Source organism: Pukyongiella litopenaei (assembly GCF_003008555.2).
GTDB classification, from domain to species: Bacteria; Pseudomonadota; Alphaproteobacteria; order Rhodobacterales; family Rhodobacteraceae; genus Pukyongiella; species Pukyongiella litopenaei.
This window is the reverse complement of record NZ_CP027665.1, coordinates 1,928,746-1,944,054: the sequence shown is the minus strand read 5'-3', so window position 1 is coordinate 1,944,054 and position 15,309 is coordinate 1,928,746. Positions and strand designations below refer to the sequence as shown.

13 protein-coding genes and 2 pseudogenes are annotated in these 15,309 nt (G+C 63.9%); 13 read left to right on the top strand and 2 right to left on the bottom strand.

The window, feature by feature from the left end; genetic code table 11:
* Window positions 1-628: 628 nt before the first annotated feature.
* Window positions 629-1,143 (top strand): annotated as a pseudogene (locus C6Y53_RS09730) (IS6 family transposase); the annotation flags it as partial.
* An 80-nt stretch (window positions 1,144-1,223) separates the two neighbouring features.
* Here the strand turns inward: C6Y53_RS09730 and C6Y53_RS09725 are convergent.
* Complete coding sequence (locus C6Y53_RS09725) at window positions 1,224-2,249, bottom strand: class I SAM-dependent methyltransferase (RefSeq protein WP_149615506.1); 1,026 nt, start codon at window positions 2,247-2,249, stop codon at window positions 1,224-1,226.
* Between the two features lie 283 nt (window positions 2,250-2,532).
* Here C6Y53_RS09725 and cofG point away from each other — a divergent pair, with 283 nt between their 5' ends.
* From cofG to C6Y53_RS21005, 12 genes are all read left to right on the top strand, one after another.
* Complete coding sequence (gene cofG / locus C6Y53_RS09720; protein WP_106472259.1) at window positions 2,533-3,648, top strand: 7,8-didemethyl-8-hydroxy-5-deazariboflavin synthase CofG; 1,116 nt, start codon at window positions 2,533-2,535, stop codon at window positions 3,646-3,648.
* A gap of 38 nt (window positions 3,649-3,686) precedes the next feature.
* The gene (cofH, locus tag C6Y53_RS09715) at window positions 3,687-4,907 is read left to right on the top strand and encodes a 5-amino-6-(D-ribitylamino)uracil--L-tyrosine 4-hydroxyphenyl transferase CofH (protein ID WP_425300359.1); all 1,221 of its coding nucleotides are present in this window, start codon (window positions 3,687-3,689) and stop codon (window positions 4,905-4,907) included.
* Window positions 4,908-4,909: 2 nt separating this feature from the next.
* On the top strand, window positions 4,910-5,872 hold the full coding sequence (gene cofD / locus C6Y53_RS09710; protein WP_211299507.1) for a 2-phospho-L-lactate transferase: 963 nt from the start codon (window positions 4,910-4,912) through the stop codon (window positions 5,870-5,872).
* Window positions 5,869-6,525: a 2-phospho-L-lactate guanylyltransferase gene (gene cofC / locus C6Y53_RS09705; RefSeq protein WP_106472256.1), complete on the top strand. Its 657-nt coding sequence runs from the start codon at window positions 5,869-5,871 to the stop codon at window positions 6,523-6,525. The genes cofD and cofC overlap by 4 nt, the downstream gene beginning before the upstream one ends.
* Complete coding sequence (gene cofE / locus C6Y53_RS09700; protein ID WP_106472255.1) at window positions 6,522-7,298, top strand: coenzyme F420-0:L-glutamate ligase; 777 nt, start codon at window positions 6,522-6,524, stop codon at window positions 7,296-7,298. Before cofC ends, cofE begins: the two co-directional genes overlap by 4 nt.
* On the top strand, window positions 7,295-7,963 hold the full coding sequence (gene npdG, locus C6Y53_RS09695; protein ID WP_106472254.1) for an NADPH-dependent F420 reductase: 669 nt from the start codon (window positions 7,295-7,297) through the stop codon (window positions 7,961-7,963). The genes cofE and npdG overlap by 4 nt, the downstream gene beginning before the upstream one ends.
* Window positions 7,964-7,983: 20 nt before the next feature.
* Window positions 7,984-8,985, top strand: coding sequence for a TIGR03842 family LLM class F420-dependent oxidoreductase (locus C6Y53_RS09690; RefSeq protein WP_106472253.1), 1,002 nt, complete (start codon window positions 7,984-7,986; stop codon window positions 8,983-8,985).
* A 296-nt stretch (window positions 8,986-9,281) separates the two neighbouring features.
* The gene (gene dctP / locus C6Y53_RS09685; protein ID WP_106472252.1) at window positions 9,282-10,379 is read left to right on the top strand and encodes a TRAP transporter substrate-binding protein DctP; all 1,098 of its coding nucleotides are present in this window, start codon (window positions 9,282-9,284) and stop codon (window positions 10,377-10,379) included.
* A 78-nt stretch (window positions 10,380-10,457) separates the two neighbouring features.
* Window positions 10,458-11,822 (top strand): TRAP transporter small permease subunit, encoded by a 1,365-nt coding sequence (locus C6Y53_RS09680; protein ID WP_106472251.1) that lies wholly within the window; start codon window positions 10,458-10,460, stop codon window positions 11,820-11,822.
* Window positions 11,822-13,177, top strand: coding sequence for a TRAP transporter large permease (locus C6Y53_RS09675; RefSeq protein ID WP_106472250.1), 1,356 nt, complete (start codon window positions 11,822-11,824; stop codon window positions 13,175-13,177). Before C6Y53_RS09680 ends, C6Y53_RS09675 begins: the two co-directional genes overlap by 1 nt.
* A 152-nt stretch (window positions 13,178-13,329) precedes the next feature.
* Window positions 13,330-14,163 (top strand): class I SAM-dependent methyltransferase, encoded by an 834-nt coding sequence (locus C6Y53_RS09670; protein WP_106472249.1) that lies wholly within the window; start codon window positions 13,330-13,332, stop codon window positions 14,161-14,163.
* Between the two features lie 96 nt (window positions 14,164-14,259).
* On the top strand, window positions 14,260-14,403 hold the full coding sequence (locus C6Y53_RS21005; protein ID WP_211299506.1) for a hypothetical protein: 144 nt from the start codon (window positions 14,260-14,262) through the stop codon (window positions 14,401-14,403).
* 221 nt (window positions 14,404-14,624) lie between these two features.
* Here C6Y53_RS21005 and C6Y53_RS09665 read toward each other — a convergent pair.
* Window positions 14,625-14,942, bottom strand: a pseudogene (locus C6Y53_RS09665) (transposase); the annotation flags it as partial.
* Between the last annotated feature and the right edge of the window lie 367 nt (window positions 14,943-15,309).

Below are 15,309 nucleotides of genomic sequence, written 5' to 3'. Positions count from 1 at the left end.
CCCGGACATCGCTGTACTGATGTGTTGCGAAAAGGCTGGAATTGAAAAGTTAGTAACGCCTAAAGCGGCAATGGAAAACGACAGCAACTAAAAAAAAGCACCTCTATGCCTCCTATTGAAAAAATTTCACTGACATTCCTAAGATAGAACGCCCTCGCTTCCAAGCTGCCACGGTGCGCCATGTAGAACAAGCCTCGTGGGCAGGCAGCGCCGTGGTTCGAGCATCTGACGTGCGAACTGAGCGATAATTCTGGCCTCTGCGGTGGGGTCGATCCGGATTTTGATCGGATCGACAATTGTTTGAGCAGATCAAGCGTGCCGCCCGACAGGGGTCTGTTCCGGCTCAGTGCAGAATGACACCTTAAGGCGTCACGTCAGTGATTTTCCACCTATACTCGCCGGTGAGCAGGATAGGGGCATCCGTCTGGTCTGGCGAAGTTCGTTATATCAGGACCCCGCCTTGGAGCTAAATTCGTTCGTTAGCTTCGGATCCCTGTGGATAGTTTCCTGTTTTGCGGCCAGTGGGTTAAAGGTAATTTTCGGTTCCGTAACATACTCCGTAGGTAACACTATGGGACTGTTGCGTTAATCACGGTTCGTGGCGAGGCTGTGGCTCTGGAGGTCCATCATACCGCTTAAAACATTGTTCAAGCACCACCGCTTTCCGCGCGATATCATCCTTTGCGCAGTGCGCTGGTACCTGAGGTTTCCGCTCTCGTACCAGGATGTCGTCGATCTTCTTGCGGAGCGTGGCATCACGGTTGACCGATCGTCCGTCTATCGCTGGGTTCAGAAGTTTGCGCCGGAACTGACGAAACGAACCGAGAAGCATCTGCGCCGGGCGAGCCTCGATTGGCACGTTGACGAGACGTATATCCGCGTCGGCGGCAAGTGGCGTTATCTATGGCGCGGATTCGATGCGAACGGCCAAATGGTTGATTTCCGCCTCACCGCGCGGCGGAATGCCAAGGCAGCGACAGCTTTTCTCAAAAAAAGCGATCAAGCGTGTACGGCTCCACCGGCCGGTGACGATCTGCACGGACAAAGCCCATGCGTATCGGCGCCTGATCCGCGAGAGTAATCACCGGTACGATCCACACTTTGACAAAAGTCCGGCACATCGACCGAAAGTGGTGCAACAGTCCCGCGCAGAATTGTCGCATCTGCGCCCTGATGCCGTGGCCGCCCTTGCCTTGGTCTTTGGTTGTAACCCGTCGCCGGGGTCAGCCGGTCTGGGCGATCTTGCGCGCGATGGCCTCAAGCCGGGTCGCGACCGTCTTGGCAAAGCGGTCACGCACCTGCGCGTTGTAGGCCCGGGTCCGCGCTGCGTCATCGGCGTTTTGCGGCCGCCGGATCATGAAGTTCATGTCCCGCATGGCAAAGCACATGGGTACGTCGATCCCCGCATTCAGGAAAAAGGCCGCCAACAGGACATCGTAATCTTGCGCCGGTTGAGCGATGTCGGGAAGGACGATGCATTCGTTCAGGTCGGCCCCGTCGAAGGCAATCTCGAAATCGTGGAAGGAGATCCCCAGCCCTCGCCGAGCCCGGGTCGTGGCAAAGCTGTCGTCCCCGCCGTCGCGATGCGCGGCCAGCATATGGGCGGCCAGATTGATGTCGGGGTTCAACTCCATGTAGCGACGGGCGGTTTCATGGGGCAGGTTGATCAGGAAAGGGGTCTGGTGCGTGTGCAGATCCTGCCAGCTCAGCCGGTTTGGCGTGTTGCCGACATATATGTGCAGGTCGGGGATGCCCGAGACCGGGTCCATCGCCTTCCACAGCGCCGAAAGTGTTTCGAACCGCTCGGATTCGAGCATGTGTTCGAGCACCGCATACAGCATGAAGACGCCGCCCGGCTCTGCTGCGTCTATGGCCGCCGGTACCACCTCGGCGGGGGGCAGATGGTGGATCACAAGCGTGTCGAGACCATAGATGTCCTTGCGCTCGCGGACGAGGTCGACCATGCTGGTGTTGATCTCGAAGGCAGTCACCTGCGCGAACATCTCGGTGAAGGCATGGGTAACCGATCCCGCGCCACAGCCGATTTCGACCACCTTGCGATCGCGCGGCGCCATCTCGTCACTCAGCGCGCGTTCGATATGGGGCCGAAATTCCCGGTGAAACCGGTCGCGCCGTGCGTAGGCGACGTTTGTGATGCCGGCCTCGCCATAGCCCCGGTCACGCAGTTTCTCAATGTAGATCGCCGTCGAGGGTTGTCCTAGCAAAGATTCGATCTGGCCGTCCGCCATGGTTTATGTCCTCCCCCCAGGGATAGCTTGTTCAGCCTTGGCCAAGGTGTCGACAATCAAGGCACCTGCTTATTGGTGGTTTGGATATCGGGGTTCTTCAGCCTCCACAAGCCGACATTCCCCAAGTCGGATGACGCCCCTTGCTGCATGTCACGTCCGTCGGGACCGTCCCGGTTCGGCCGTTCCGGCGCGGAATTGGACCGTTTGGTAAAATTTTGTTGACAGCGAGCCGTATCGGGTGCTCCCCTTTTTGCGAGGGAGGCGGAGATCCGGCATCGACATCATGGCTGAGACCTTCAGGAACTGGACGACCGGCGAACTGACCGCGCGGGCCTGCGATATCAGGGACCGGCATTGGGGCCGGACCGTCACCTATTCGCGCAAGGTGTTCGTGCCGCTGACCAACATGTGTCGCGACACCTGCGGTTACTGCACCTTCGTCAAGCACCCCGAAACGCCCGAGGCGAACATCCTGACGCCGGACGAGGTGCTGGCCATGGCCCGCAGGGGCGAGGCGAAGGGCTGCAAGGAACTGCTGTTCAGCCTCGGCGAAAAGCCCGAGCTGCGCTATGACAAGGCGCGCGACGGGCTGCGGCGGCTGGGCCATGCGCGGATGACCGATTACCTGCGCGACATGTGCCGCCTGGTGCTGGATGAAACCGGCCTGCTGCCCCATGTGAATGCCGGCACGCTCGCCGATGACGAGATCGACGCGCTGCGCCCGGTCTCCGCCTCGATGGGCATGATGCTGGAAACGGTCAGCCGCCGCCTGACCCGCAAAGGGCAGCCCCATTACGCCTGCCCCGACAAGACCCCGGTGCAGCGGCTGCGCACGCTGGACCGCGCCGGGCAGAAACAGGTGCCCTTTACCACCGGCCTGCTGATCGGGATCGGCGAGACCTGGGATGAACGGATCGACGCGCTGCACGCGATCGAGGCCGCGCATCGGCGCCACGGCCATGTCCAGGAGGTCATCGTGCAGAATTTCCAGCGCAAGCCGGATATCGCGATGGCCCGCCACCCCGAGCCGACACTGGACGACATGCTGCGCACCATCGCCGCGGCGCGGATCATCCTGAGCCCGGAAATCAGCCTGCAGGCGCCGCCCAATCTCAGCAAACGGCATATCGACTACCTGAATGCCGGGATCAACGACTGGGGCGGCATTTCGCCGGTGACCATAGATTTCATCAACCCGCAGCATGACTGGCCGGAGATCCGGCAATTGTCCGCGTCCTGCGCGGCGGCGGGGTTCACGTTGCAGGAACGCCTGACGGTCTATCCCCGGTTCTTTGCCAACCGCGACGATTTCATCGCGCCGGCGCTGCACATACGGGTTGCGGCCATGTCGCGCCCCGACGGGCTGGCCCGCGAACAATGTCTGGAGGCCGGCGCGTGAACATCCTCACCCGAACCCCGACCGAAACCGCAGCGGAGCTGTCCGCCGCGCTCGCCTCTGCCTCGGCCCCCGTAGCACGGGTCTTGACGCGCGCGCTGGACGGGCAGGAGGTCTCCGAGGCCGAGGCCGTCACCCTGTTTGAGACGCGCGGCGCCGACAAGCTGGCCGTCTACGCGGTTGCCGACACCCTGCGGCAGCGCGCGAATGGCGATCGGGTCACCTTCGTGGTCAACCGCAACATCAATTTCACCAATGTCTGCTACATGGGATGCCGGTTCTGCGGTTTCGCCAAACGCGCCGAGGACAAGGATGCCGAGTGGCTGGACCCGGACCAGATCGTTGCCCGCGCACAAGAGGCCTGGGACCGGGGCGGCACCGAGGTCTGCATCCAGGGCGGGCTGCACCCCAAGATGCCGGGCAGCTATTACCGGGACATCCTGCTGGCGATCAAATCGGCGTTGCCGGACATGCATATCCACGCCTTTTCGCCTTTTGAGATCTGGTATGGCGCGGCCAAGACCGGCCTGAGCTATGCCGATTTCCTGCGCGACCTCAGGGATTGCGGTCTGGGCTCGATGCCCGGAACCGCCGCCGAGATCCTCGATACCGAGGTGCGGCAGAAGCTGACCAAGAACAAGCTGAGCGCCGAAAAATGGGTCGAGATCATCCGCGCCGCCCACGGCGTCGGGATCCCGACCACGGCAACGATCATGTATGGCCATGTGGATGCCCCCCGGCACTGGGCGGCGCATATCGCGCTGCTGCGCGACATCCAGAAAGACACCGGCGGGTTCACCGAACTGGTGCCGCTGAGCTTTGTGCATACCGAATCGCCGCTCTACACGCAGAACCCCGGCGCGGTACGGCCCGGCCCCACCACCGACGAGGTGGACCTGATGCACGCGGTATCGCGGATCATGCTGCACGGGCATATCGACAATATCCAGGTCAGCTGGACCAAGCTGGGCGCCGAACGGGCCCGGCAGATGCTGACGCGCGGGGTGAACGACCTCGGCGGAACGCTGATGAACGAAAGCATCTCGCGCGCGGCCGGATCGACCCACGGGCAGGAAATCACCGCAAGCGAACTCGCCGGCCTGATCCGGTCGGTCGGGCGCGTCCCGGTACGGCGGAACACGGTCTATGACACGATCGAGGTCTATGACGATCACGACCCGGCCGAAATCGCACCGCTGGTGCCGCGCCGGGCGGGCGAGCCGCTCGATTTCCTGAAGATGTTCCCGGCGGTGGAGCCGTGAGCATGAGTGCGGACAGGGTAAATGTCACGCTGATCGCGGGCGGTGTCGGTGGCGCCAAGATGGCAGAGGGCCTCGCGGCGCTGGACAATGTGGCGCTGTCGGTCATCGGCAACGTGGCCGATGACGATGAGTTCCACGGGCTGTGGGTGTCGCCGGATATCGACACCATGACCTATACGCTGGCCGGGCTGATCGACCGCGATCAGGGCTGGGGCGTGGCCGACGAAGCGACGCGGGCGCTGTCGGTGCTCGACCGGCTGGGCCATGACACATGGATGACGCTGGGGGACAAGGATCTCGGCCTGCATATCCATCGCACCGCGCGGCTGCGCGCGGGTGACCGGCCATCGGCGATCGCGGCGGGTGTGGCCGCCCGGTTCGGCGTCCGCGCCCGCATCCTGCTGCCGACCGATGACCGGGTGCAGACACGGGTGCGCACCGATGCGGGCTGGCTGTCCTTCCAGGAATATTTCGTGCGCGAACGCTGTACGCCCGACGTGCGGGAACTGGCCTATGACGGGATCGAGGCCGCACGCCCGACGCCCGAGGCGCTGGCCGCGATCGGCGATGCAGACCTGTTGCTGATCGCCCCATCGAACCCGCTGGTCAGCATCGCGCCGATCCTGAAGATCGGCGGCATCGAGGATGCGCTGCGGCAATCGGCGGCCCCGGTCTGGGCGGTGTCGCCCCTGATCGCGGGCAAGGTGGTCAAGGGACCGGCCGATCGCATGATGACCGCGCTGGGCCAGCGTGCCGACGCGCTGGGGATCGCCCAGACCTATGCCGGGCTGGCCGAGGTGCTGGTGATCGACACCGCCGATGCGGCCCTGGCCGGCGATATCGCCGCGCTGGGCGTCACGCCGGTCTGCCGCGACATCCTGATGCCCGATCTCGCCGCCAAGCGGCGGCTCGCGGGCGAGATCCTCGACCATTTCGCCAGAACCAGAGGGGTGCCCGCGGCATGACCGGCCCGGATCGCCCGGATTGCCTGATCGTGGTGCCGATGAAGGATCCGTCGGCATCGAAGACGCGGCTTGGCCCCGGCTTGACGCAGGCGCAGCGGCAAACGCTGGCGCGTCTGTTGTTCCGCCGCACAATCGACGTGTTACGGCAGGCCCGCACCCTGCCCGATGCCCCGCGTTTCGATCTGGCAATTGTTACGTCGAGCATCGAAATAGCAGACATTGCCGAGCGAATGGGCGCCACCGTGATCGCCGAAGGCGCGCGGGACGGGTTGTCGCGCGCGGTGGAAACCGCCGCGCGCTGGGCCGGGAACCGGAGCTATGCCAGCCTGTGCGTGATCCCCGCCGATCTCGCCGCGCCGGACCCGGCCGATCTGGTCCGGCTGCTGTGCTGCGGGCGCAACCGGACCCGCGCGGTCATCTGCCCGGCGACCGACCTGGGCACCAACGCGCTGCTGGTCTCGCCGCCCACGGCCATTCCGTTTCTCTATGGCCCGAACTCCGCCATCCGCCACCTGCGGGCGGCGGAACGGGCCGGGCTGAACCCGGTCCTGCTGCGGCTGGACAGCCTGCAGTTCGACATCGACACCGCCGCCTCGCTGGAACGCGCGATGCGCGACGTGCCGGAACTGCCGCGGATGCTGGGGCAGGCATGACGGGCGCGGTGCAGATCACCGCCGTCGCGGGCATCCCCGACATCGCGCCCGGCGACGATCTCGCCGCGATCCTCGGCGACTGCCTCGACGCCGCCGGCATGGCGTTGCGCGACGGCGACATCCTGTGCATCGCGCACAAGGTGTTTTCCAAGGCCGAAGGCTGCATCATCGACCTCGCCTCGGTCACGCCCTCGGAGCAGGCGCGGGACCTGGCCGGACAGCTGAACAAGGACCCACGCAAGGTCGAGGTCGTGCTGGGCCAGAGCCGCCGGGTCGTGCGCAGTTTCAGGCGGCCCAACCAGGACGAAGGCACGATCATCTGCGAACATCGGCTGGGCTTCATCTCGGCCAACGCCGCCGTGGACGAATCCAACGCGGGCGCGGCCGGCACCGTGATCACCCTGCCCGACGACCCCGATGCCAGCGCGGGGCGGCTGGGCGTCGCGCTGGAGGCCCGGTTCGGCTGCACCATCGGCGTGGTGATGACCGACACATTCGGACGGCCATGGCGGCTGGGACAGGTCAACGTGGCCATCGGCCTGCACCGGGTTCCCGCGACGCGGCCGGACATCGGCGGCACGGATGCCTGGGGCCGGCCGCTGCTGGTGACCGAACCGGCCTTTTCCGACGAACTGGCCGCCGCGTCGGGCCTCGTGGTGCAGAAGGCGGCGAAAACCCCGGTGGTGCTGATGCGCGGCCTGGGCTGGGAGCCCGCCAAAACGACCAGCGCGCGGGACATCATCCGCGCCAGTGGAGAGGATGTATTCAGATGACCATAGCAATCATTGGCGGCACCGGGCCGCAGGGGCGCGGACTGGCGCTGCGGTTCGCACGGGCCGGGGTGCCGGTGGCGCTGGGCTCGCGCGATGCCGCCCGCGCGGGCGATATCGCCCGCGACCTGTCGGACAGGCTGCCGGATGGCAGCGCCACGATCACCGGGCTGGCCAATGACGACGCGGTGGCCGCGGCCGACGACTTCGTCATTCTCGCGGTGCCGTGGTCTGGCCACAACCGCACGCTCGACGCGATCCGCACCGGCCTGGCCGGCAAGATCCTGGTCGATATCGTGGTGCCGCTGGCCGAGGGCGACCCCAAGAAGGTGGACATGCCCCCCGAAGGGTCGGCCACCGAGGCGGCGCAGGAATTGCTGGGCCCCGACATCCCCGTGATCGGCGCGCTGCACAATGTATCGGCGCATACGCTGAACCAGCTCGACTGGGACATCAACTGCGACGTGCTTGTCTGCGGTGACAAGCTGGACGCGCGGCTGAAGGTGATCGAACTGGTCAAGACGCTCGGGGTGAATGCCTACAATGCAGGAGACGCGCAATCGGCGCGCTGCATCGAGGCGATCACCCCGATCCTGATCCGGCTGAATATTTCCAAGGCGGTGCCGTTCACCCATGCCGGGATCCGCATCTGGGCACCTGAACACTGAACAAGACGGGAGGAAAAGAAATGGAATTCGGAATTACGTTCAAGGGCTTCGTCGAACCCAACCGCGCCCGCGCGCTGGTGCGGCAGGCGGAAAATGCCGGCTTCAGCCATTGCTGGTTCTACGACAGCCATATCCTGTGGCGCGAAAGCTATCCGGCCATGGCCATGTGCATGGAGCATACGCAGAAAATGCGGTTCGGCCCCTGCGTGACCAACCCGAACACGCGCGACTGGTCTGCCGCCGCGTCGCTGTTCGGATCGCTGGCGCTGCAATCGAACGGCCGGTTCGATATCGGGCTGGGCCGCGGCGACAGCGCGGTTCGGGTGATGGGCAAGAAACCGGCGACGCTGGCCCGGCTCGAAGAATTCACCGACGTGGTGCGCAAGCTGGTGCGCGGCGACGAGGCGCAATATGGCGAATGCCCCAACCCGGTGCAGTTTCCCTGGGCGGTCGGCTATGAGCTGCCGATCTGGGTTGCCGCCTACGGCCCCAAGGCGCTGAGCTCGGCGGGGCGCGTGGGCGACGGGCTGATCCTGCAGATCGCCGAACCCGCGATCTGCAAATGGCTGGGCGATCAGGCCATCGCCGCAGGCAAGGAGGCGGGCCGGGACATGTCAAACTATCGCATCATGGCTGCCGCACCCGCCTATTTCGGCGATCTGGACACCTGCCGCGAGGCCACCCGCTGGTTCCCGGCGATGGTGGGCAACCATGTCGCCGATATCGTCGAGAAATACGGCACCGGCCGCGAGGATATCCCCGCGTCGCTCACCGCCTATATCAAGGACCGGAAGGGCTATGACTATTCCAAGCACGGCCAGAGCGATAACCCCTATCTCGATTTCATCACCGATGACATCATCGAAGGGTTTTCGGTCCTGGGGTCGCCCGACGACCACATCGCCAAGCTGCACAAGCTGAAAGCGGCCGGAGTCACCCAGTTCAACATCTATCTCGACAATGGCGACGAAGAGCAGATCATCGCCGAATACGGCAAATCGATCATCCCCGCCTTCAGCTGAACCCGCGCGGCCGGCGGGCCTCGACCCCGCCGGCCGCCCACCCTCTCCGCCGGCGGCCATGATCGGATCGGACTGCCGGCAACGCGGAACGTGACCGCAACGGGCAGGAACGCCGCCCCGGGTCCCCGCATCGACACCCCCCCGCGCCTGACCGTTCTTGCGGATGCACCACCGGCGTGCAACCACGGGAAAATTGCCAAAACCGCGGATCGCATCTAGGATGAAATCCTGTGCCAATGGGAGCGACGAACCATGCAAGTGGCGTCGGTGGCACGAAAATTCGGGAGGAGATCACGATGACGAAGGCAATCAGACGTCGCGCCGCATTGCGCACGATCGCCGGTATGGGGGCGGCCGGGCTCGCTGCGCCGCATATCGCCGGCGCACAGGCAGACGGAACCACCTGGAAGATACAGACATCCTGGCCGGGCGGCGCCGGGCTCCAGATCTTCAAGGACTGGTGCGCCACGATACAGGAAAAGACCGGCGGCGAGCTCGCCTTTCAGCCATTCGGCGCAAATGATGTCGTGGGGGATTTCCAGCTCTACGACGCGGTCAAGAACGGCGTCCTCGAAGCGGTGAACCCGTTCACGATCTACGCGCAGGGCATCATCCCGGCGGCGGTGTTCCTGTCATCCTATCCGCTGGGCCTGCGCAACCCGCATGAATACGACGTGTTCTATTACGGGCTGGGCGGTCTCGACATTGCCCGCGAACTCTATGCCGCGCAGGGCATGTATTTCGTCGGGCCGGTGCATCACGGTCCGAACATCATCCACTCCAAGGTGCCGATCCGGTCGGTCGACGACTTCGCGGGACGCAAGATGCGCCTGCCCGGCGGCATGGTGGCCGAGGTGTTCACCGAACTCGGCGCCGAAACCACCGTCCTGCCGGGATCCGAGATCTTCCCGGCGCTCGAAAAGGGAACCATCGATGTCGCCGATTATGTCGGCCCGGCGGTGAACTACGCGCTCGGCTTCAGCCAGGTGACCGATTACATCGTCATGGGACCGCCGGGGTTCATGTCGGTCTATCAGCCGGTCGACATCATGGACATCACCGTCAGCCAGTCGGCCTGGGATGCGCTCAGCCCCCAGATGAAGCAGTTTGTCGAGATGGAGACCCATGTCTATTCCGACCTGCATCACGCCGCCATCCAGAAGGCGGACCAGGAGGCCTGGCAGAAATTCGAGGCGGACGGCACCGAGGTGACGCGTCTGAGCCAGGATGACGTGGAGCTGATGACCGAGATCGCGGTTCCGATCTGGTTCGACTATGCGAACCGCGACACCGACGCGGCGCGTGTGTTCAAGCTGCAACTCGACTACATGCAGTCCGGTTCGCTCGGCTATGTCGATCCGGCGCTGACCGACGGGCTGGAACTCAAGCTCTGATCCACCACCGGATCCCTGCCCCCGCCGTCCGGTCGTCCGGGCGGCGGCGACGCGAATGACCCATCTGACGGATATCCGATGCCAGGCCTCGATTTCACCTTACCGCACTGGCTCTACTGGGCCGGCCTGATCGTCTTCCCGCTTGTCGCCATGGCGCTCGCGCGGCGGCCGAAACCGGCAGAGACCCGCTATTCCCCGATGCTTGCCTACCTGATCTGGCTGGCGGGCGGGATGCTGGGGATGCACCGTTTCTACCAGAAAAACCTGCTCGGCTTTGTCTACCTGCCGTTTTTCCTGTTCATCCTCTACGCCAACGGCCAGGAACAGGATGCCCGCGTCGTGGTTTCGGAATACACCAACTCGGTCCGCATGGCCGAACGCACGATCGAACGCGAACGCCCGCGGGTCGAACAGGCCCGGACCGAGGTCGAGGACCTGCGCGCAGCCGTCGGCGAAACCGAGGAGGGATCGGTGCAGCGGCGGCTCGCCGAGCGCCGTCTTTCCCGTGCCGAAGGCGCCATCGTAACCGGCGAAAGCCGCCTTGCCGAGGCCGAGGCGGTGATGGCCGAACAGGGCGGAAGCCTGGAAGCCGCCCGCGCGGATCGCGCGTTCTGGCGCGCGGCAGCGCGGTATTCCCTCTATGCGATCCTCGCGCTTCTCGCCATCGACGCGTTCCTGATACCCCGCCTGGTGAGGCGCGCGAACGCGCGGCTGGAAACCGCGACGGAAGAACATCACCTTGTCGCCGAGATCCCGGATGGCGCCGCCTCGGACGGCCCGAAAGCCGATGCCGATTATGCCACCAACCGGATCGACCGGCTGTCGCTGCTGGCGGGGGAATTCGCCGCCTACTGGGCCGTGATCGCGGTGTTCGTCTATTACTACGAGGTCATCGCGCGATATGTGTTCAACAGCCCGACCAACTGGGCGCATGAGGCGATGTATCTCATGTTCGGCATGCAATACCTGATTTCGGGCGCCTACGCGATGCTGACCGAAAGCCATGTCCGGGTCGATATCTTCTATGCGCCGATGCCCCGGAAACGGAAGGCCTGGGTCGACCTTCTGACATCTATCTTCTTCTTCATCTTCGCCGGCACGCTGCTCGTGACATCCTGGATCTTTGCCTTCGACGCGCTGGCCGTGCCGACCGGCAATGCGCTCGTCAGCGAATGGGCGCGCGGCCAGATCGGTTTTGGCGAGATGATCGGCGGCTGGACCATCGACCAGTGGCGCGACCCCAATATCCGCTGGGGCGAGATCAGCTTCAACGAATGGGAGGTGCCGCTCTGGCCGATGAAGTGGGTGATGGTCATGGGGGGCGTGCTGCTGGTGCTGCAGGGGATTTCGAAATTCGCCAAGGATATCCGCGCCCTGCAGGGGTCGGGCGGCCCGCCGGACCGCCCGTCTGGCACCACGTTGCATGAAAGGGAGGCCGCTTGATGGGTATCGAAATCGGCATCGAGTGGCTCACGCTGATCATGTTCGGGTCGCTTCTGGCGCTTCTCATGGCCGGGCTTCCGCTCGCCTTCGTCACCGGCGGGCTGGCCTGTGTCTTTCTTTTCGTGCTGGGGGATGCGCGGGCGCTCAACATCGTGCCGTCGCGCATCTTTCCGCTGATGACCAATTACCAGCTGTCGGCGATCCCGCTGTTCATCTTCATGGCGGCGATGCTCGAACGGGCGGGGCTGATCAACGAGATGTTCGACGTCATCTACAAGCTTCTTGGTGGTCTCAAGGGCGGGCTGGCGGCGGCCACGGTTCTTGCCTCGACCGTTCTGGCGGCGATGGTCGGCGTGATCGGCGCGGCGGTCGTGACCATGGGCATCATCGCGCTGCCGGCGATGCTGTCGCGCGGCTACGATCCGAAAATCGCCATGGGCTCGATCATGGCCGGGGGGACGCTCGGCATCCTGATTCCGCCGTCGATCCTCGCCATCATCTATGCGGTGGTCGCGGAACAATCGGTGGGCGAGCTATTCATCGGCGCGGTCATTCCGGGCCTTCTGCTGTCGGGCATGTATATCGCCTATGCCGTTGTCAGGAGCTACATCAACCCCCGGCTCGGGCCCCCGATCCCGATGGAAGAGCGGGTTTCCACGCGGGAAAAGATTCGGCTGCTCGGCAACATGGCGGCGCCCATCGCGCTGATCGTCGTCGTCCTCGGCGTCATCTTTTCCGGTGTCGCCACCCCGGTCGAAGCCGCCGGGATCGGCACGTTCGGCGCCTTCATCGTCGCGGCGATCCACCGCAAACTCGACTGGCAGACGATCCGCGAGGCCTGTCTCACGACATTGAAGGCCAGCGCGATGGTCATCTGGATCATGTTCGGCGCGACGATATTCGTCGGCCTTTATGTGCTCGAAGGCGGCCAGCAATTCGTGCAGCAGAGCCTCACCGCGACCGGGCTGGGGCCGTGGGGCATACTTCTGCTGATGCAGGTGATCCTGATCATCCTCGGCATGTTCCTCGACTGGGTCGGCATCCTGCTGCTCTGCGTGCCGATCTTCGTTCCCATCGTGAAGGCGCTCGGCGCGGCGAGTTTCGGGCTGGAAACCCCGGACGATCTCGTCCTCTGGTTCGGCGTCCTCTATCTGGTTAACATGCAGATGAGCTTCCTGTCCCCGCCATTCGGATACGCGCTGTTCTATCTTCGCGGCGTCGCGCCGCCCGAGATCCCGATGGGCGACATCTTCCGCGCCGCGCTGCCGTTCCTCGCGCTTCAGGTCGTCGGGCTGGCGCTGTGCATGTTCTTCCCGCAGATCATCATCTGGCTGCCACGGCTGGTATATGGCTGACACGGTGGATGGTCACGGATACCGACCCTGCGGGCGACCCCGGCAGGGGTAAAACTGCCAGATACCGTGACCGGGTGCGTCCGGGATGATGCGCGTTGACTCCCGTGCTGGCCTGAATGCTAATCTGAGACCCCGAGAACAGGAACCCGAGGATGTCGGAGCATCAGGAGCCGGATACATTTGCGGCGCTCGAACGGCGCGAATGGGCAAAACCCGACGTAGCACGATCCTATGCGACTGCGTTTGCCAGGGCTGCGGACATGGTCGTTGGCCCGATGGTCGCGGCCGTCGGCGCCGGGCCGGGCAGCGTTGCGCTCGACCTGTGCTCTGGTCAGGGCAACGTGGCCGCCGGCCTGTGCAAGGCGGGCGCAAAGGTTACGGGACTGGATTTTTCGCCCGCCATGCTGGAACTGGCCCGGGCGGCCGTGCCGGAGGCCGAATTCGTCGAAGGCGATGCCATGTCGCTCGACTTCGACGACCGGGCCTTCGATGTCGTGACGATCGGCTTCGGTATTCCGCATGTGCCGGACCCCCCAAGGGTTTTTGCGGAAGCCCGCCGGGTTCTGCGCCCCGGAGGCCGATTGGCGTTCTCGGTCTGGTGCGGGCCCGAGGTGGACACCGCCCTTGGCTATGTCTTTGGCGCCATTGGTCAACACGGGTCGCCCGAGATCGCGCTGCCCCCCGGCCCCGGGGCAAACGACTATGCCGATCCGGAGATGGCCTTCCCCGCGCTGGAGACGGCCGGCTTCGCGGACTGCCGGCAATCCACGGTCGCGTCGCGTTGGCGCGTTCGCGACCCCGGCGCCCCCTACGATTACTTTCTCGAAGGCACCGCCAGAGGCGGCGCGCTGTTGCGCCCGCAACCCCCGGGCCATGCCGCGGCAATTCGGGCGGCCGTCGCTTCGAAGGTCCTGGAAAAACACGGGGCGGGACCGGTCTGGGACGTGCCAATCCCCGCCATCGTCACCGTGGCGACCGCAGCCTAGAGCCGGTTGCGTCAAAATTGTTTTCCGGCTCTAAACTCTCGCATGTCTGACTTCAGGGATTCCTTTAAGAGGCATCTTGAGATGCACGGCACCTCGATGACCGAGATCGCACGGGACACTGGCGTGAGCCTTGACGTGCTAAAGAAGCTGCGAACCGACCGTGTGGAATCCACCACGGTCGAAAACGGCCTGCTCATCGCGTCCTTCTACGGAAAAACGCTCAACGAGTTTGTTCCATGACAGAAGCGACGGACCTATCCAGGATTACCGCGCTTGTAGATTTGCTTTCGCCAGGAGAGCGGCAACTCTTGGAATCACAGATTCGCGGGATACTTCATCGCCGCGACGACTAATAATATCCCAAAACGATACGCTCGACTTCTCGCTGGTCGTCACGGCTTAGATTCCGGCAGAAAAGCAGCGTGGCTAAAACCACGCCATCGACACCTCCGTTAGGAGGTCTGCACGGCGAGGGTCTTCTGCCTGCGGCACAGCGTGGAGAAGTCCGGAACCGGCCAGTCCAGCCCTGCCATCCTCAGCAGGCTGGCCACCATCCCGGCGGTCTGGCGTAGCGGAAGCTTGAACAGAGCTTTGATCGACAAGCAGAATTGTATGGCCGCATCGGAAAAAATCGGCGGACGTCCTGGACGCCCGTCACGCGGCGCCAGCCAGGTCATCTCCCTGTCGACCCAGATCAGCAGGGATCCTCGCTTGCGCAACGATGCATTGCAGCTGGCCCAGTTCGTGGTGCGATAGCGCGCGGAAGATGGCTTGCTCATGAGGGGGCGTCTAACGGCATGGATTCACGAAGTGAATCCTTCGCCGACCGACTTTTGCAACAATGCCCAAACCCTTCAAAAAAAACTGTCAAACCCTGAAAGGCTCAAAAAATGAATATCGAGCAATATCAAGCGTTTGAATGGTGCCGGGGGCGGAATCGAACCACCGACACGAGGATTTTCAATCTCCGATCATAGATTTCTTCGAAAATCTCGACCTGTCCCATACGATCTAAAAATATCCTGTTCTTGCAATGCCTTGGTGTTGATATTCTGTCTCTGACAGTCCAAATTTGAACCTGCCAAAACCATCCAAGCGCTTGCAAAAAGCGCCCCCAAAGCGCCCCCAGAATGGCCGGGGGCGCTT